The sequence below is a fragment of the Mesorhizobium sp. WSM4313 genome (assembly GCF_002294725.1).
Classification (GTDB): domain Bacteria; phylum Pseudomonadota; class Alphaproteobacteria; order Rhizobiales; family Rhizobiaceae; genus Mesorhizobium.
Genome location: NZ_NSFT01000018.1, coordinates 16,653 through 34,993 on the forward strand (window position 1 = coordinate 16,653; position 18,341 = coordinate 34,993).

At 58.6% G+C, this 18,341-nt stretch carries 15 protein-coding genes; 8 read left to right on the plus strand and 7 right to left on the minus strand.

Annotated features, from left to right (window positions below; genetic code table 11):
• Positions 1 to 68 precede the first annotated feature (68 nt).
• Both CK219_RS26820 and CK219_RS26825 read right to left on the minus strand, forming a co-directional pair.
• Entirely contained in the window at positions 69 to 614 is a 546-nt protein-coding gene (locus CK219_RS26820; RefSeq protein WP_176477168.1) for a hypothetical protein, read from the minus strand.
• Between the two features lie 365 nt (positions 615 to 979).
• The gene (locus CK219_RS26825) at positions 980 to 1,981 is read right to left on the minus strand and encodes a glycosyltransferase family 2 protein (protein WP_095769636.1); all 1,002 of its coding nucleotides are present in this window, start codon (positions 1,979 to 1,981) and stop codon (positions 980 to 982) included.
• A 1,103-nt stretch (positions 1,982 to 3,084) separates the two neighbouring features.
• On the opposite strand from CK219_RS26825, the gene CK219_RS26835 reads away from it, so the two are divergent.
• Positions 3,085 to 4,119 (plus strand): glycosyltransferase family 2 protein, encoded by a 1,035-nt coding sequence (locus tag CK219_RS26835; RefSeq protein ID WP_095769696.1) that lies wholly within the window; start codon positions 3,085 to 3,087, stop codon positions 4,117 to 4,119.
• Between the two features lie 89 nt (positions 4,120 to 4,208).
• On the plus strand, positions 4,209 to 5,573 hold the full coding sequence (locus CK219_RS26840; RefSeq protein ID WP_095769638.1) for a DUF4832 domain-containing protein: 1,365 nt from the start codon (positions 4,209 to 4,211) through the stop codon (positions 5,571 to 5,573).
• A gap of 618 nt (positions 5,574 to 6,191) precedes the next feature.
• Here the strand turns inward: CK219_RS26840 and CK219_RS26845 are convergent.
• Both CK219_RS26845 and CK219_RS26850 read right to left on the minus strand, forming a co-directional pair.
• On the minus strand, positions 6,192 to 7,697 hold the full coding sequence (locus CK219_RS26845) for a hypothetical protein (RefSeq protein WP_095769639.1): 1,506 nt from the start codon (positions 7,695 to 7,697) through the stop codon (positions 6,192 to 6,194).
• A 35-nt stretch (positions 7,698 to 7,732) separates the two neighbouring features.
• On the minus strand, positions 7,733 to 8,857 hold the full coding sequence (locus CK219_RS26850) for a carboxylate--amine ligase (protein ID WP_095769640.1): 1,125 nt from the start codon (positions 8,855 to 8,857) through the stop codon (positions 7,733 to 7,735).
• Between the two features lie 1,642 nt (positions 8,858 to 10,499).
• On the opposite strand from CK219_RS26850, the gene CK219_RS32380 reads away from it, so the two are divergent.
• From CK219_RS32380 to CK219_RS26870, 5 genes are all read left to right on the plus strand, one after another.
• Positions 10,500 to 12,068 carry a family 16 glycosylhydrolase gene (locus tag CK219_RS32380; RefSeq protein WP_245340630.1) on the plus strand — a complete coding sequence of 523 codons (1,569 nt, stop codon included), beginning with the start codon at positions 10,500 to 10,502 and terminating at the stop codon, positions 12,066 to 12,068.
• 266 nt (positions 12,069 to 12,334) lie between these two features.
• On the plus strand, positions 12,335 to 12,565 hold the full coding sequence (locus tag CK219_RS26860; RefSeq protein ID WP_095769642.1) for a hypothetical protein: 231 nt from the start codon (positions 12,335 to 12,337) through the stop codon (positions 12,563 to 12,565).
• A 2-nt stretch (positions 12,566 to 12,567) separates the two neighbouring features.
• A complete protein-coding gene (locus CK219_RS31450; RefSeq protein WP_141245411.1) occupies positions 12,568 to 12,828 on the plus strand; it encodes a hypothetical protein in 261 nt (86 codons plus the stop codon).
• A gap of 348 nt (positions 12,829 to 13,176) precedes the next feature.
• Complete coding sequence (locus tag CK219_RS26865; RefSeq protein WP_095769643.1) at positions 13,177 to 13,986, plus strand: response regulator transcription factor; 810 nt, start codon at positions 13,177 to 13,179, stop codon at positions 13,984 to 13,986.
• Positions 13,987 to 14,243: 257 nt separating this feature from the next.
• Positions 14,244 to 14,696: a DUF4440 domain-containing protein gene (locus tag CK219_RS26870; protein ID WP_095769644.1), complete on the plus strand. Its 453-nt coding sequence runs from the start codon at positions 14,244 to 14,246 to the stop codon at positions 14,694 to 14,696.
• A gap of 220 nt (positions 14,697 to 14,916) precedes the next feature.
• Here the strand turns inward: CK219_RS26870 and CK219_RS26875 are convergent, their stop codons facing one another.
• From CK219_RS26875 to CK219_RS31455, 3 genes are all read right to left on the minus strand, one after another.
• Positions 14,917 to 15,591 (minus strand): protein-L-isoaspartate(D-aspartate) O-methyltransferase, encoded by a 675-nt coding sequence (locus CK219_RS26875; RefSeq protein ID WP_095769697.1) that lies wholly within the window; start codon positions 15,589 to 15,591, stop codon positions 14,917 to 14,919.
• 1,031 nt (positions 15,592 to 16,622) lie between these two features.
• Entirely contained in the window at positions 16,623 to 16,853 is a 231-nt protein-coding gene (locus tag CK219_RS26885) for a hypothetical protein (RefSeq protein ID WP_095769646.1), read from the minus strand.
• 79 nt (positions 16,854 to 16,932) lie between these two features.
• Positions 16,933 to 17,307 carry a hypothetical protein gene (locus CK219_RS31455; RefSeq protein WP_141245412.1) on the minus strand — a complete coding sequence of 125 codons (375 nt, stop codon included), beginning with the start codon at positions 17,305 to 17,307 and terminating at the stop codon, positions 16,933 to 16,935.
• Between the two features lie 175 nt (positions 17,308 to 17,482).
• Between CK219_RS31455 and CK219_RS26895 the strand changes: the two genes are divergently transcribed.
• Positions 17,483 to 18,166: a hypothetical protein gene (locus CK219_RS26895; RefSeq protein ID WP_245340631.1), complete on the plus strand. Its 684-nt coding sequence runs from the start codon at positions 17,483 to 17,485 to the stop codon at positions 18,164 to 18,166.
• The last annotated feature ends 175 nt before the right edge of the window (positions 18,167 to 18,341 follow it).

Sequence of the window (18,341 nt, forward strand, 5' to 3'; positions counted from 1 at the left end):
AGCAGAATAGCGCCGTTACCGTGGTTTGACCATGCCGCAGCGCTTGCCAAGAGGCTATCGCCTCCGGATCAACCCCGGCCTTGCACCGTGGTGAAGAAGGTGGCGACGGCGGTGTTGAAGACGCCATGATGGGCTGTTTCGGTGAGCCACACCACCACGGCGACCAAGATCAGCTGTGAAGTAACACCCAGAGGGAATGCCTTGCTGATCCGCTTATCAGCGTGGATCCAGCCATGAAAGCGTTGTAGCATCCGTAGTGGCCCGTGCGGGAAGCGGGCGTGCACGACCTGCAACGGGTCGGGAAGCATGGCCCCGAAGGCGCCGAGCAGAATCGCCCATTGGTTTTCTGGCGATCCGAAGAAGAGGACGGCCACGAGGATGCCGAGAAGCGCATCAGCACCGAGGATCATAACATCCAGCAGCAGCGCTCTATCAAGCTGAACAGGTGCGTCGATCCTGAGGCTCAACGACGAGGAACGGATCGGATAATCCCAATGGGGGATCGCATCGAGGACGAAATGGCTCCCAAACCCCAAGGCTAGAGCTGCAGCCGGATTCGCGGGCAGGAAGCTACCGAGCGCCGCCCCGACCAACGCATGCGTGCTGAGGATCATTGTCGGTCCTTTGTGGTGCACTGCACCAACCGATGCGTGGCGCTCTCCTTAGACTAGCGGTCGAGCGATTTGATAACTTCGACTCTCGGAGGAAGCAAGATCGTTCGACCGTTGGAGTCGGCCGGTCCGGTTCCGTGGTTCAGCACTGAATATAAGCGAAATCGCCACGTTGCTGAGCGGTACCCGCCTGAGCCGTCTCAACGCCGCCGCTCTCGGCCGCCATTCCGAGATGATCCGGCCATTCTGTTCCGATTTCAGCGACATTTTTCGCGGGTCAGCAACCACGGGGTTCCCGACCTTACCAGTAAAGAGGGCAAGGGGTGCCGGTTAGGAAGGACGGAGCATGCGCCAACTGTCGCAAGGCGTCAGCGAAAGCGTGTCAACGCTCTTATTCTTGGCCTAAACGCAGATTTTTGGCGCCGTGGCAGGTTCGCGACAATCTCCAGCTTGCCAATGATGAAGCCGCCGATCGAACAGGCGAGGCCTGCCGTGATTGCGAAAGCGCGTCCCAACCCTTCTGCATCGGCTCGCAAAATGGCGTCACCGAAACCGCGAACGATGCCGCGTGAAAGCACACGCAAAACGTAGGTCCGTTCAGCGGACAGGGCCTGCCGTGAGTGCAGGAGAGCGGATATGTGGGCTTTCGAAAGACCCTCGGCATAGCAGCGCAGCCAAAAATACCTCTGGGTCACCCGCTTTGTTGGAATTCTGTGTTGGACAACAGCGCGTGGCTCGAAGATGAACTCGCCAGATGGGATTGCCTTTCGGGCGCGGATGCAGAGTTCGGTCTCCTCGCCGCTCATAGGCAGGCGCTTTTGGGTTCGGCCCAATGCATCATTGAAGTCCCCCACTTTTTCAAAGACCTCCCGCCGTAGGCACATGCCGCAGCCGAGCAGGCTTCGCACGGGGCCAACCTTTTCCAGATGGCCCCGATACGTGCAGCCCACGACCCAAAGGAATTCGTCCGGGAACCAGCGCGGCCGAGGCCCCAGCCAAAGCGGCTCGATGCGGCCCATTGCACCAAGCACTCCAGGCCGATCGCAATGGCTCGTCATATACCCAAGCCATTGCGGTTCCGCGATGGCATCGTCGTCGAGAAACGCGATCAACGAACCGCGTGACGCCACAATCCCCGAGTTGCGCGCCCCCGAGAGCCCCCTGCGGTTTCGGTTTTCAATAACGAGGAGGTCAACGAACTGAGCTTCGGCGCGCGCTTTCAGCTCCGCATTGTGATCGATGACGACGACTATCTCATCGGGCGGGGGCTCCAGTCGACGCACAGATGCCACCGACTCCAACAGATCCTGCCACCGCTCCATGGTATGCGCGCAAATGATCAGCGAGGTGTTAGCCGAACTGACGTTCATGATTTCGATCTCTTCTTTGAATCCGCACCGGCGGGCAAAGGCTTCTCCGGCTCCGGAAGTGATTCCATGACAGCAGCGCCGTGCTGGCTTGAAGATCAGATTGAGCGCCTGTAAGCCTATACGGTCAACAGAGGAAATGTTGCGATGAAGTGGTACTCATAATGGATAATTTGATCGAAGATAAACCGCGATCTTCTAGTTGGAGCTGGCGCATCTAATCTAAAACAGTATCGGAGATCTCCGGTTTTCCCGGGTGGCAAATAGCATTTTGACGTTTCCGGGAGTCCACCGCGACCTTCGCCTTCGTGAGCCTCCACGTACGTCTGGGGTCAAATCACGTGGACGGGTTTGAGAGTTCAAGTCGCACGAGGCGCCATCCATTTTGGCTCCGGTTTTTGGAGAGCGGTGTCGGAACTTCGAGGGCAGCACTTTTGGGGCCGAGCGCTTGGCGTTGCACGACGCCATTGGAGGTCGCTCGCGGTTGGATGATCGAGGCTCTCTCCACTTGAACGTCAAGTAGTACCTCCAGAGAGCCACCGCCAAGCCTATTGAGCGCTTCGCCGAGCGAGCTGTGCCATGACAGTATGCACGGAAGGGCTGCGCTAACAGCGAGCAAGGCGATATCGGAATGTCTATTCATGTCATCTTAGCGACCGCGTACAGGATTGACCTCGGTCGCCTCAGTTTTCTCAATTCGCTACTCTTGGTGGGAATCCGTTGCGAAAATAACATGCCGATCTTCCAGCGGATGATGAAGCGCCCATGCCGGGGTCTGTATTTCGTCGGGCCGGCGTCTGCGAACGCCTATGGCCGTGTCGCCCGGCTCCTCTTCGGGGCGAAACACCCGAACCGCTATTTGGCGCGCCATCTGGCGAGAACGCTTGGCCGCAAAATGGCGACTGGATCCGAGTCCCTCCCGTCGCATCTTGGGTATCGCTATGAGCGCTCTTGATCCCCTGACACCAGCCGCAAATACGCGGTCAAGCTCCGATGGATCGTTGCCAGCGGCTTCAGCGGCACGGCCGCAGTCTTTAGGAACTCGCGCCTCCCGGGTCCACTTTCTCGTGCCCGACAGCAGTACCTATCAAGGGCAATCCGGCGAAATGAGTTTATTCGCCCAATACCGAATTGCCGTCCTCGTACCCTGCTACAACGAGGCAGCGACGGTTGCCTCTGTCGTCGCCCAGTTCCAAGCGGCACTACCCGGGGCAAGTGTCTATGTCTACGACAACAACTCAACTGACCGCACTGCTGAATTAGCCAGATCCGCAGGCGCCGAAGTCCGTCGTGAGTCGCGCCAGGGCAAGGGCATCGTTGTGAGGCGTATGTTTTCGGACATTGATGCCGATATTTATGTCCTGGTTGATGGCGATGCGACCTATGATGCGCTGAGCGCCCGCGACATGATCGCACGCCTCGTCCAAGATCGTCTGGACATGGTGGTGGCGGCGCGGGTCGAAGTGGAGGCAACTGCCTATCGGGCGGGTCATCGCCTCGGCAACCTCCTACTGACGACCTTGGTTGCGTCGGTATTTGGCCGCACCTTTACCGATATGTTGTCGGGATATCGTGTGTTTACACGGCGCTTCGTCAAGTCGATTCCGCTGCTCGCGCGAGGGTTTGAGATCGAAACCGAACTGACCGTCCACGCCCTTGAACTCGGTCTGCCGGTGGCCGAGATAGCAACACCGTACTACGCACGGCCCACGGGTTCTGCCTCGAAACTTAATACGTGGCGCGACGGCCTGCGAATTCTATGGACTATCGCGGGTCTGCAGAGATCGGAACGCCCATTACTGTTCTTTACTAGCGTTGGCGGCTTATTGCTGGTGCCTGCCATCCTGCTTGCCGTGTCGATCTTCACTGCCTACGAGAGAGAGGGGGTATTTCCGGGACTGCCGGCCGCAACTCTGACGATCGCTTTGACATTTCTAGCTGTTCTGTCGGTTACTTGTGGGCTCGTGCTTACTACCGTTACGCGTGGGCGCCGCGAGGCCAAATTACTTGCCTATCTCCAGCAAATGGCGCCGGGTGCGAGAGAAGAGTTGAGAGTGCGCTCTCTCAATGTAACTGGGCAGGGCGGTGAGCGCGACCTTGCGTTAGTCCCAGAGATCAGGGCGAGTTCGCAGGAGGCGTGAGGTGGGTGCTCCGGCAGTTCGCACAACGTCCGGATCCTAGGCAAGAGCGAATATGATCGCTTCTAGAAAGGGGAGCCGGGGAAATACCTATGCGTAGGCGGCTTCCGTATCTGGCGGTCTGGGTTGCCATCGCCATGGCTGCTGAAGTGGCCGGTCCTATTTTATCGATCGCCATGCATACCAAACCGACCAAGCCGGCCCGGCCATCTCCCACTCATGCGATATCGACATACTATCCAACGGAACGCACGGACGTCATTAAGAACCCGGGCATCGGATATGAGACCTTCTATCGATCGGCAGCGCGAGACGCCCAGCTTCCGTCCTCGACTATGTATTTCCGGATCAACTGGAGTGCCATTGAAGCACGACCAGGCACGTTCGATTTCGCTAAGCTCGACAGCGCCCTTTCGCAAGCGCAAGCATCGGGACAAAGGCTTGCGTTTCGCATTATGGCCTACGAGGAAGGTAACCCCGGGCCGGTGGGGTTGAGAGATGCCGGCTTCCCAGGCTTTGCCTTTGCGTTTGACGGGTCCCAGGTATGGTTTCCCAACCTGGATGAAAGCGTGGTCAAGCAGGATATAGGGAAGCTTATTGCCGCTCTTGGACAACGTTACGGCCACAGCCTAGCGATCGACTCGATTGACATCGGACTTATTGGCGATTGGGGTGAGCAACACTTTTGGAATACCCAACCTACCCCTCCTTATCCAACAACAGATACTTTGAAATGGCTGTTCGACGAGTTCAGAACGCATATCAAGGGCCTCCTGGTAGTCAATGACGGAGTTTGGTGGAACGATAAAGAGGCATTTCATTACGCGATTAGCAAAGGTCTCGGTTGGAGGGCCGATTGCTGGGGAGGGCAGCCTGAGATGCAACTCAAATACCCGCTTATCGTAGCGGATGTACCAAATGCTTGGAAGTCCGGGCCTGTTGTTATGGAACCGTGCGGAGTTATGTCGGACTGGGTTTCGCGGAACTCTCAATGGCAACGAAGCCTCCAGTGGGCGGTCAATAACCATGTCTCGAAGATCAGCAACAAGAGTGCTCCGATTCCCGCCGAGATGCTTCCAGCCGTACGGGACATGCTGACAAAGCTCGGTTATCGCATTGTTCTGAGGCGAGCGGCGTTCCCAACGTCAATACATTCAGGGAGCAACTTTGCCGTGCAACTAAATTGGGCGAATAAGGGAAACGCTCCAATGTACTTTGATCGCCACGTGCTGGTAAGAATCGGAACTCTCGTCAAGGACTCCCGGGTTTCAATGCGGGGATTCCTTCCGGGCGACCGTGCAGACACCGCCACAATCGGAACGGCGGGGCTCGCTGCTGGAACCTATCCAGTGCAAATAGGTTTGGCGCCGCCAGGCAGCGAGACACCGGACATCACGCTCGCCATACGGGGGGAGGGGCCATGGTACACGCTTGGAAAATTGGTCGTTCGGCACTGACTCGGCGGACCGGATGCAGAAGAGACGTGCGTGACCATTACGACAGGCAAGCCCGATGCGCGTCGTGAGCTCAAGGGTTACATTACCCGCAAGCCCTCACTTCTACCTGCTGCTGAAATCGCCGCAGGGTGCCAGGCTTGTCGTGACATTGCAGCACCAGGGGCCTTCGTCTGCGCGCAGAAGAATATGCTTGCGATATGGCGCACCCTGTTTCGGCCCAAGGCTTGCTAAATGTTTGCGCCGTGCAACTGGCCAATACGGCTACTCAAGGGTGGGGTCAAAGGTCGCTAACTGGTTATCCCGCGGGTTGGAACGGTAGGTCGATAAGGGGTGTAGGCCGACGAAAGTCGAAACGCGCCTGGCCGACGTCTAGCCGCGCAATTGGCCCCGATCTCGGCGAACCAGCGGAAAGCTCGGGCTCGAACAGGTCCGGCGATCAAAAAAGCCATCTCTTTGCTGGTGCCCTGGCGCGTGCCCGCCATGTCTTGGAAGTGCAGTCGGTTCTACCGTCAATTCGAGCGCGCTCTCGGCCAGCACGATTATCACGGCGGCAATGGGCTTTTGTACTGGTGGCTTGCGCCGCATGTCTCGCCTCATTCCGTCGGTCCATCTTGGCGGCTATCTGCGCTTCGGGGCAATCAGCCCATAACAGGTCGTGACCTCTCGCAACCCCCGGACATGACCGAACAGGTCGATCACCTCAAGGCCGGACTGGCGGTTGTAGGTGTGGCACCCGAACGGTCCGGACCGAATGCGACCAACTGGGGTCTGGGCAAAATCGCACTCGCCGAGCGCATCGATCTCGCAGAACGTCACTGCACCGCCATAGCCGAGCGCGCAGTCCTGGACCGGGCGTAGCGTGCGTCCGCCGTATCGGAGCACGGCGCCTGCGGGGCGGCTGAGCGTGGCATCGATCAGGACGGGGTTTGCGGCGTGGGGCGTCCAAAAATCGGTCAGGCTCTCGGAGCGGTAGAGGCTGAGGACATCCCAGGACGTCGACCTCCACAGCCTGGGGCTGACGAAGAACCAGAAGCCACCTTCGTGGCGCAGCAGCGTGGTGTCGTAAGCCTCGATGCCGTCGATGAGGCAGGCCTCCCGCGTCCACCGATACGGGAATTCCACGGCCCTGTAGAGGCTGACATTCCTGGCAGCCCCGGATTCGGGGATCATCCAAATCTGCCCGTTATGCTCGAACACGAACGGGTACGAGAGATGATGCGGCTCCTCCACGACGATCCGGGGTGCGCCGGCGGTCCCGTTCCGGCCCACTGGCACGACCGCAATGCACCCCCGGTTCTTCGAGTAAAGATACTTTTCGGCAAAGATGAAATCCTGCCCTCGGTGCCGGAACGGGAACGGGTCGGCAAGGTAGCTGTCGGTACCTTCGGCGAGGACCCGAAAGACTGCTTCGCCCTTGTCGAGCAGGCTCGCTGATTCATCGAAGCGCCAGCCAATACCCCACGCCCTGCCGCCTCTGGCCAGGTTATCCAAGAACCTGACCGCCTTCGATGCCACCGCGCTGGTCGCCCACGCAAGGGCCGGCAGCGCGCCGAGCAAAGGCACGGTGGTCCGTGGACCGTCCACACTGGACGCAGAGCCAGCGTCTTCGCGCAAGGCTTTGAGGATCACCATCACAGCGCAGGATAAGGCGCTGTCGAGACTCGCCGCGAACACTTCACGGTCTGTACTAGCCGGACGCGCCGTCCACGGCTGCGACGGGCACGCCGTATCGTGTAGGTCGACCTGAAGGTCATGGTCATTCGCCACGGCCGCCATGACGCCGATCTCGCTGGGTATGCCGTTGAAGAGCGGCGTCAGCACGCGCCGTCCCGCCGGGAGTGGGTCCTCTCCGGTCAAATCGATCACCACGTCGACTTGATCGGCAGGACACGGCGGCAGGGATCGCAGCGCCGCCTCGACGGGATCGGTGGCTCCGTTCTCGCGAAAGCCATAGACTAGTCGTTCGAGGTCGAGCAGCAAACGGCAGATCAACGGCAGCGGACGGCTACCCGCCGCGAAAGCGCAGAAGACCTGGTTGCCGGGCACTTCAGCGAGCGCTTCCGCCAGCCACAGATGCCAGCGCAGCAGCCGCGATGGATCGAGACACAAGCAAATGCGCATCATTGTCCTTCACGGCTTATTTCAAAGAGGACGCAGGTTCACAGCTTTGACGACGACCACGTCGGGTAATCCGCCTTATCAAGTCTCCGGGGCTGGCCCGCGAGCCAGCGCCGCAGATAAGAAGCCACAGCGTGCGCCACATTGTGAGGATAATGCACCAGGGCCGGCAGCGGATCGTCTCGGCGCCAGTAGCCATCCACTACGACGGACAGAGGTGGGATCGGTTTTGCGCCAAAGCGGATCCGCTCGATCCATGAATCCTGCCAGACCACGCCACCGTCAACCGGGCCTGCGGGCAACGGCTGCAGGTCGAGTTCGTGGCGATAGGCTGTCAGCGGGATATTGACGCCGGCGAGTGTCGCCGCCTCCTCCTGCCAGTCGGTGCGCCCGACCGTCGGCTCGATGATCAGAAAGCGACCACTCCTAGGGTCCCGCTTGTACTCAACGCCACCGAATCCGAAGTAGTTCACCTGATCAAGGAAGTCTTTCGTGGTTCGCCCCAACTCCTCGTTTACTGCGGCGGTGCAGAATGCAGTGCTCCCGGTTCCTGGCGGCGTGCTGGCGAGCTTTTGTCCGGTGAACGCGCCGAGCGTTTCGCCGTTGCGTCCCCTGTAGAACAGGCAGAAATAGATGTTGTCGTCCGGTCCCTCGATGGTCTCCTGCACCAGAACCTCACCGGCCTGAGCCAACAGTTTCCCTGCGGCTGAGAGGGCGTCAGCGTAGTTGTCTGCTGTGATTAGGCGTGGAGCATGCCCTTCGTGGAAGTGGCGCTTGTCGGCGGGTTTCAGAATCATCGGCAGCCTGAGCGAGGTGATCTTGCGAATGTCCGCAAGGTTCCGCACGACGACGCCATTCGGCACGGGCCAGCCATGCTCCCAGGCGCTCTCGTGGAACCTGGCTTTGTCGTGCAGCATCAGAACCGTATCGTGGGCCGGGAGGCGGAAGTGGTAAAGTCCCTCCAGTTCCGTGCGGTGCTCCGAGATCGTAAGGAGTGCCAACTCATCCGTGATGACCAGGAATGGCTGCTCGCCGATCCGGCTCTGGAGATCGCGCAGGAAGCCCATGAAGCTGGGACCACGCAGGGTGTCAGCGAGGACGGGGTGGGCGTAGCGCGACCACAGCGCCGGGTTCCAGCGCTTGCGGTCGACCACCCAAACGGGCATTGCGCCCTTGGCGAGGCTGCGGCACACCCCGAGCCCGTTTAGTTCCCCACCTACTACTACGGCAGGGACTCGCCGATCCGAGGAGCGGCATACTTGGCTGGGAGCGATGTCTGACAACACGGTTCCATACTCTAGCGACCGGTATCGGCCAAACACCACTATGCCCGATCGAAGCCGGGCTGTGCGAGGCCAGAGGGGGTAATCCTTAGGGGACATTGCACTCGGTGTCGGGCGAGGGTCATGCAGGGATGACTATCGGGTGGCAACGGACAAAACTCACGCTGCGCCGCCCGGCAGGCCGGACGATCGTGGCGGCTTCATCCTTATTGGGTTTGCCGATGCCACGACACGCCTCGGCGGTGTGCCGCCGAAACTTTGTCACAGCATCTGCTATTGCGAGTCCGCATCTGGAGGGCATAGCCGACGCGTCAATGCAGGCATTGCACAGGAGCCGGTTGGGTCAATTCGGAAGTGTCCGAAACGGTCTTGTTGACTGGATGCGTTGCCTACACCGGGTCCCGTGCGACCCGGGCCTTCGATCCCGGCGTCGGGGTGGAGGCGGACGAGGCGTGCGATGGGAGATCGAGAAGCTGCATGCCATACAACAAGCTTCGCTTGCACAGAGATCGGCCGGCTGACGACCGAGAACGATCTTTTCGCCAGGAGGTTCGGATCGCGCTTTTCCGCGTCGGGCCTCGACAATAGCTGCGCCGTCCGACGTGAGCCCAGGAACAGCTCGCCGATCTCAAGGCGAATGCGGACCATTCGTACTTCGCCGCATCAGCGGCAGATCGTCGTCGTTCGCCGTCTCTGCCGATACACGCCGGAATCTCACACTATACCCGCAATAGCCGGATCGATAGCTTCGGCTCAGCCCGCTCGAGCGTCGCTCTGCGGTCCCCTGTGCTCATCTCAGCGTTTTCCGCCAACGGCGCCGGATGGGCAGCGCAGCGCTGGGGCCGAAGCAGAACACGTCGAACCCGGAGCCGGGCCCCAAGATACTCCTCTATCTGCAGCGCGGGATGACGACTGATCGGGCGTCGGTGCGATTCACGAACGGTGCTTCGAAAGCTCCGGCGCGCTCGTCGGAGCAACCTTCGCATCAACGAGATTTGGCGCATTCTTGCCCGTCTGAACGGAGCAGACTCCGAGCAGCGAGAGACTGGTGGCTCGATGCAGTTGTTAGACACAGCCTTCCGTTAGAGAGATGTTGATATGGTTAACTCGGTCTCATTCTCGCCGCAAAAGGCATTAAGGTCCGCCAAACAGCGTATATGGTATTGCAATCGGGAGTTTACGCAGAAAATAACTGCACGCAAGCGAAAGTGGAAGCGGAAATGCCTGCGTTTAACTTAGTGAAGCTGGGTGCAATTGACAACAACACTCCATAAGTGAGGGGTCTACCGTGCTAATTCTATTCGGCAAGCCTGGCGGAGCGCCCGCCGGGCGGGTTGCGCCTGAAATGGATCAGGCCGCGGCGCGAACCGTCCAACGCCTTGCGTGCGTCGGCAACGACGACTTCTATGTCTCCACTGCCTTGAGATCTGTTCGCGGTTCGTAGCTACGAGCGTGCGGTATGTAGCGCGCCCTGGTGATGCGGGGTGGGGGATCCCCTGTTTTCAATGTCAAAAAGGATCATGGAATGGCTCTTTCCACACCTGCGGGCTTTGCCTCTGGCGACCTCGTCTTCGAGGAAAACTTCTCCGGTACGACACTCGACAGCGATTGGCATACCTACATTACAAGCAATGCCGCCAACGGCTGGGCCTGGAATAGCAACGGATTGGGCGGCAGCACTGCCGGCGGCCCGTACAATGCAGACTACGATATGCCAAGCCAGGTGTCGGTGAGCAACGGGCTGTTGGATCTCACGGCAATCAAGCAGCCGATCACCGCTCCTAATCAGGGTACGACAACGAACTTCCCGGTCACATCCGGTGCGGTCAGCAGCTACGGCAATTTCGAGCTCAATGGCGGCTATCTTCAGATCAGCATGAAGGCGCCGAGCGGCGACGGCGCATGGCCAGCCCTCTGGCTGATGCCGGGGGGAGGCGCGGGCGGCAGCGGCGATAATTTCGAAATCGATATGCAGGAAGGCGGATTTACCGGTTCCGGGCCGGCGAACCAGGCATTCTCGTACCATCTTCACACGCCATCAGGTACGTTTGGCGGTGTCGTCGACAGCGGCGTCGACCTCACGGCCGGCTTCCACACATACGCGATCGACTGGGACCCCGGTCAGTCGATCACCTGGTATCTCGACGGGAAGCAGATGGCGCAGGTGACCAGCGCGCAGGCGCCGATCCCGAATGAGCCGATGGAATTGATCATGAACAATGGGGTCGCGAATTCGAACGCGACCGGATGGCATACGGCTCTGGACAGTTCGACCCCGTCGTCGATGCAGATGCAGGTCGACGAGGTGCAGCTCTATCAAAAGGCAGGTAGCGGCGACACTGTCACGGGCGCGAACGTCCTCAACAGTGCTGGGACTGCCCCTTCCGACACTACCACCACCAGCAGTACTGGGACTGCCCCTTCCGGCACTACCAGCCCCACCAGCGATGGTGTTTTTTATGGTACCAGCGGCGCCGACGTGATTCACGGAACCGCCGGCGCTGACACGATGGTCGGCTATGGTGGCAACGACACCTACTATGTCGACAATGTCGGCGACAAGGTGACGGAGGCGGTGGGGGGCGGCACCGACAAGATTCTCGCCTCGGTGAGCCATGCGCTTGCGGTCGGCTCGGAGGTCGAGCTTCTCGCCACCACGAACCCCTCCAACACGACTGCAATCAATCTGACCGGCAACGAGTTCGCCCAGACTATTCAGGGTAACGCCGGCGCCAACATCATCAACGGTGGCGGCGGCAGCGATGTGCTGACGGGTTCTGGGGGTAGGGACACCTTCGTTTTCAATACAGCGCTTGGCACTGGGAATGTCGACAAGATTACCGATTTCACAGTCTCCAAAGACAAGATTCAACTTGACCACACCGTGTTTGCGGAGCTCCATACGGGCAAACTGCCAGCCGCGGCTTTCTCCACTGGCACGGCCGCGCATGATACTTCCGACCATATCATCTACGACAGCTCGACCGGTGCGCTCTATTACGACAGTGATGGCCACGGAGGCGCATCCCAGGTTCAGTTCGCCACCCTTTCTCCGGGCCTCTCGATATCGTCGTCCTCATTCTTTGTGACCTGAAACGGCTATGTGGATAACTACATCCCACGAGAGCCTGCTGGCGCCAACAAGACAGGCGGATAAACTGCACCTTCAGGGCTGCTTCATCGGTCGAGCACGCGTGCGCCGGCGTTGAAGGGGTCGTTGGCGCGGCGTAGCCTTTGAGCGCCAACGTCTGGCCGAGGTTGTAAACTCATAGGCGTTGGACGGTTGCATCTAACCGATGGGTCGCTACCGCCATTCGGGGGAGGCCATGCGGACGGTCTCGGCGCCCGATCGGCGGCGGTATGGTCGAGCTCGGAGCTATTTTACCGGCCTCGAAAATCGATGTGGTGGCGAGCATTGCCGCCGATCTGACCCTGAGCATCGCCAAGGCGGGCAGGCGGCGATGCTCGAAGACGATCCATTACCTGCTTGGCATTGAGCTGATCGATTCCTGTATCGACAATCGCGTCGAAGCCGGGCCATTCGGACCGCTGGCCGATCTGTGGCCGGCGGCTGTGTGCGCACAAGGGTGACCATGCCGCTGCCGCCGCCGATCGGCGTCCTGCCGATCGGCGCCACCCCGGACGGGCGAATCGCTCTGCCGCGCGTGGACGCGAATGCATTCTGTTTAGCAGCAGAATCTCACTTCATGGGTTCTCGCGCAAATCTCAACTTGGGTGGTCATGCGGTTGGCCACCTCGACCACGACACGCTCACAGTTTCCAGCCTGCGGAGCTTGATTTCAGTTGCGCGGCTTGGTTTGGAATTGGCGACATCGCTTTGGATCTGTCGGTAAGGCGCTCATGCTAGAAATCGCCCTGACCCCAGAGCCCGGTCTGTGGACTCTTAATTGCGGTCACGTCGGAAAACCCGAGCAGCACTACCGGACCGCCGGTTTACGATTTTTGGTTCCCTCAACTAAACAACACCTCGCTGTAATGCGTGATGTGCGCGTCCAGGCAGGCGCGTGAGAACTTTTGGCTCGCTATCTACTCCTAATGAGGTAGTTTCGAATTCTGCATTTGCGGCGTAAGGTGATACCGCCAAATACCATTTATTGCCTTTTACGGAGTCGCGTGGAAAACCATACAAGAATACCCATAGGTGTCATGGGTTGTTGATTCGCGACCAGGGGAGGCTGCCGATGGCAAGACAATTTTGTTCAACGGTACTTGTCGGACCGAGTGGATTACTCCGAGACAGCCTAATCCGGATCCTAGATACATCGAAGTTTCGTATTGCTTTCTCCGCAGATTCTGTTCGCGACCTCATTCTCAAACCCCTCCCGCAATGCCGACCTATCTTGCTTATAATTGAGGTCGACTACTCCGATGCCAGTCGTGTATTTGAACAAATTGCAGATTTTAAGGAAAAGTACCCCGATAGCCATGTGGTTGCGTTGGCAGATCACTATCAATTTGACGATGTAGTCGCAGCTTTTCGTTCCGGTGCAAACGCCTATTTGAATAAATGCACCGCTTACGACACATTTATCAAGTCGCTTGAATTGGTTTTGCTTGGACAATCGATACTGCCTGCGGAGGCATTGCCATTTGCACCCTCTGTAAAGCCAAATCTTGAACCTAAACTCAAACAAAATCCAAGCAACCCTGACGTTATCCCGGAGAATGAGGAGCGCGTCCTCTCGATGCTATCGCCTCGCGAAATATGTATTCTCGCTTGCTTAACTGAAGGTAAGTCTAATAAAGTCATCGCGCGCAAGTTTCACATCGCCGACGCAACGGTGAAGGTGCACGTGAAGACGATTCTTCGAAAGATTCGGGTTAGCAACCGGACTCAAGCCGCAGTTTGGGCAATGAACAACGGGTTGCTAACCACTGTGTCTGGCCACGCCTGGGCAAGCGATCGATATATGACGGCCGACCCTCACGATACACGAGATCAAGTTGAAAGACATGCTGACGGCCATCTCGAAAGTACGCATCCCATTTGATTCAGCTCCCTTGTTGAGCGACAGTCGAGGAATTGGTCAGCGAGCTCGCCATCTCAGTGCCGCGCGATTCGAGAGGGAGAGCGCATCTCGACCAGGTTGATGTCGAGTTCGATGCGACGGTCGTGCGCAGGAAACGGCCAAGGCCATTCCAGCGCGGGAGCACGTATTGGACTGACTCGGCGAGCGTGCTGGGTCCTGACAATTCCTCTCCACTGTGGAGAAGCTAGTAGCCAGAGACCGGAACACGGGAGGATGAAATGACTTTCAATCATTGTCTGCTGGTCGTTGTTTTCACGTCGCTCTGCCTCGGATCGGCTCAGGCCCAGTCTGCGAAAGAAGCCATTGATGCCGCTAATGCAGAGTTCGTGAAGGCGTACAACAGCAAGGATGCGGCCGGGGTCGCGTCGAAGTACGCGGACGATGCGGCCGCATTCCCGCCAGATATGGCGCGAGTCGACGGTCGCCAGAACATCCAAAAACTGTGGCAGGGCGCGATCGATATGGGCATATCGGATCTCAAGCTCACCACGCTTGAGGTCCAGGAAAGCGGAGATCTTGCATACGAGTCCGGGACTTTCTCGCTCAAGGTCCCGGGCAAGGATACGAAGCTGGTGGAAACCACCGGGAAGTATGTGGTGGTCTGGAAGAAAGGACAAGACGGCGGCTGGAAGCTCTACCGAGACATATGGAACTCCGATCCCGGGAAATGAAGGTTAAATTAGCGTTGTGGCGAAGCGAGTCACTTGCCGGAGGAGCACATGGCGAAACTCACCGTTGATCAATACTTGGTGGCGGCGGCTGCGCCGGTCTCCCTATTGAGCTCTATGAGGATCGAGTTTGACAGTCGAAGGATTGCGACGAGAAGGTTGCGGACCTGCCGGCATCCGGCTGATGATCTGAAAAGCGAAGTTGCGCCAGTCGCGTATCTCACTAGACGGTTTCGAGCCGGCTGAACCGAACTGGGATGAGTTTCCGTGCCTCGACTTGCCCAGCAGCATCCTTGTTGATGATAGTCAGAAACTGTGCTTCTTCAGAGAACAAAGGCAGAACAAAGCGTCCCCCTGGCTTGAGCTGATTCAGCAAAGCCGGCGGCGGCCGCTCAGCCGCCACGCTAACTAGGACCTTGTCGTATGGCGCGTGCTCGGGCCAGCCACGAGACCCGTCTCCGACACGTATGGCGACATTCGAGAAGCCAAGGCTCTGCAACAGAGCCTCGGCATGGGTTGCGAATTCCTCGATGATTTCGACACTCCAAACTTGTCCGGCGACTTCCGCCGGGATCGCAGTTTGATAGCCTAAGCCAGTGCCGATCTCGAGCACAGCCTCATGCGGTTGGAGAGCAAGGAGATCGGTCATCAGAGCGACAATGAAGGGTTGTGAGACGGTCTTATTGAAACCGATCGGCAGCGGCATGTCCTGGTAGGCATAAGGCGCGACCGCAGCGGGCACGAAGAGATGTCGCGGGACCCGCCGCATCGATGCCATCACCCGCTCATCGAGCGTCGCCTTGCCGAGTTCTTCGCTTGCAAGGTCGGCATGGATCGCAATCATCTCGACCATGTGCCTGCGTAGAACCGCAAGATGCTCTTCGTTCATCGGTTTCATGACGGTGAGGCTTTCCTCGACCAGCTGCTGCCAAATAGCTTTATATCCTGTTCGCCTCGTCACAGTAACCGACAACGCCGATGCGCCGGGCATTGCCAAACCACCTCTTCGCGGGCAGCGAGGGCGGTGGCCAAGCTGCGGGAGTACGTGGCTCAGAAGCGGTTTGGCATCGCTCAGGAGTTCATCGACGTCGAGAGTGCCAAAAGCAGCGGGCGGACCAACTTCAACGATGGTCAAATATCTGCGCAAACACCCCGGCGTGTGAGTCGTTTCGGTCGAGAAGACCGATCGTGGGTCACACTCGACGAACTTAACGTCGAAATCCACTTGGCTAGGGAGGGCGCCTCAGCCCGAATTGCGGGTGCTTACGGATAAAGGGGGACAGTAGAGTCGGTTTTCCGCAGAGTGTGAAGGTACCCCCGCCAGCGAAATCAATGAAGACGTTGAGGACGCATTCGAGATTATCTTCGAGGCGCTGGATTAGCGTGGAGGCAGCTTACCCGAGAGTGACCATCCCGCGCCGTTAGCGGCACGGCTGGCCAAGGAGGCCGGCTTCACGGAGGACCAAGCGTGCGAATTGATCAAGAGCATCGGCACGGACTGGAACTCGCTTCTCAATGAAGAACATTTCGTAAAAGAGCTTGAAGGTAGGTTGGGGCAGGAATAATTACCTATCCGGTGCGGCGACCCATTCACGAGGATCGCCAATGTCGAACAAATATCCCTTCGTTGAAGACACTCTCGGCAAGAAGCTGGAAGCAGACACCGCCTGTCAGTCTACTGCCTCACCTGTAAGCGAACCGGGCCCTAAACGTCGCCGAGTGGGTGAATCGGCTCGGGCCGGATCACTCCTGTATGCACTGGGCTTATCAAGGTCGTCTATTGCAGCGAGTGCCGCGCCGCCGGCCGAGACGACCGAAACCTCCAGTTCACGAGCCTTGCGATGAGGCTGGAGCTTGCCCATAAGCTGGCGGGCATAATTGCAGGCCCTCATTTGGAACGCTTCGTGCACTCGAGGACAAAACCGACCATCAATGCTCTCCCTCGTCGGCTAGATATTCCCTCACATTTCCGAAGTCGCGGTACATCCCGCCGTCGGGATGCTTTTTCTCGTGCCAGGAGATCGACCAATAACCAGTGTCCTCAAGATCTTCCATAGCGCGGATTCGATCGGCATCGGCCGGAAATTGCTGCTTGAGGAATGAGTTGACTGCGTCCACCCCGCCCAGACGATAGGCTTGCAGGCAAATGTCGTGAAACATTGTCTATCCCCGAAAAGACTCGCATGAGCAGAATTGCGCAACTGGAGGGTGCAACGCAAGCGGGCTCTCTCGCCTTAGTTCACCCCGAGTCGTGTGTCATCCCGCGACGCAAGCTTAGGACCGGGCCCAGGCAATATCCTGATCGAACAAGTGCTTCTCCTGCCAGATGAAGGGAAATCCACTCACCAAAATGTTGGACTACTTCTTTGGCCGTTGCATGGTCGTCGGCGGCGCAAGCCAGATAGAGGTAGATGTTCCAATCCTCGTTGGAAAAGCCGTACACCCTTTCGCGCAGCTCAAATCCTGCTTTCACATCCGGCCAATTCAATCCGGACTTCTTGAACAACTCGACGAACGCATATGCGTTGAATTGTTGGACCGCGACAAGCAAATAGGCAACCTGGCCCAAATCACCGCCTGGTTCTCGCAGCAGCGAGTCCGCGTATTCCTTCAATTCTCCGGCTACCCCGTACCATTTCGGTTGCAGTACGTTGGCACGCAAAACGTAAATCGGGAGGTATCTCGGATACTTTGCAATCGACTCGCGATAGAGAGCATCGAGCTGGGCCGTGGCGTGCCGAGGCCGCGTGCCAGGCCCAGCAGCGGCCTCGTTGCGAATCGCGGAATTGATGAGGCCAAGGCGATCGAGGCCGACGCTTCATCATCGAGGGCGAGACCATCGTTACCAACGAAGCGGGCCTGACCAACTTCGGCGCTCTGCGCTCGGCGATCACCTGCCGGCCCAAGACCTCTATTTCGTAACTTTCGATCTTCTGCACCTGAACGGTTACGATCTTCGCGACATGCCGCTCGAGGACCGGCGCGAGATCCTGCACGAGATGATTCCCGCCGGCGGCCGTATCCAATTCTCTGAGGTCCTGCCAGGCACCGGCGCGGCGGTCTATCACCTCGTGGACAAGGCCGGCCTTGAAGGCATGGTGTCGAAGCGTAAGCTCAGCCGCTACCGCAGCGGGCCGACGATGGACTGGCGCAAGATCATGTGCTTCACCGAAAAGGATCTGGAGATCATCGGTGTGAAGCGCGAGACCGGCAAGCCGGCGATGGCGCTGATGGCCGACAAGGGCCGCTATATCGGCGGCGCCTTCATTACGATGAACCGGGAATCCGCCAGCGGCTATGGGACCGCGTGCAGGGCAAGACTGGTGCGCCGGCCTCGCCAAGGAAAAGGCCGAGTGGCTGAAGCCGGGGCTCATTGGCCGGGTGAAGTTTCTGAAAGGCGAGGAGATGCTGCGCCATGCCTCGCTCCGGGATTTTCGCGAAGAGAATTGATCGCCGACCGCATCAGCGGATGATCGCAGAAGCTCCATTCTACCTGTAGCTGGTCAAATCCGGCGCGACATGCTGCTACAATCCTGTATGGCAGTCCGAATAACGGTTGTCCTGGCGCTTCTCTTCGCCTTCGCCTACGGATTCGCAAAACTCGTGGAACGTTATGGCGGCGTGGGCGATAGGCCCTCACCGTGTGAA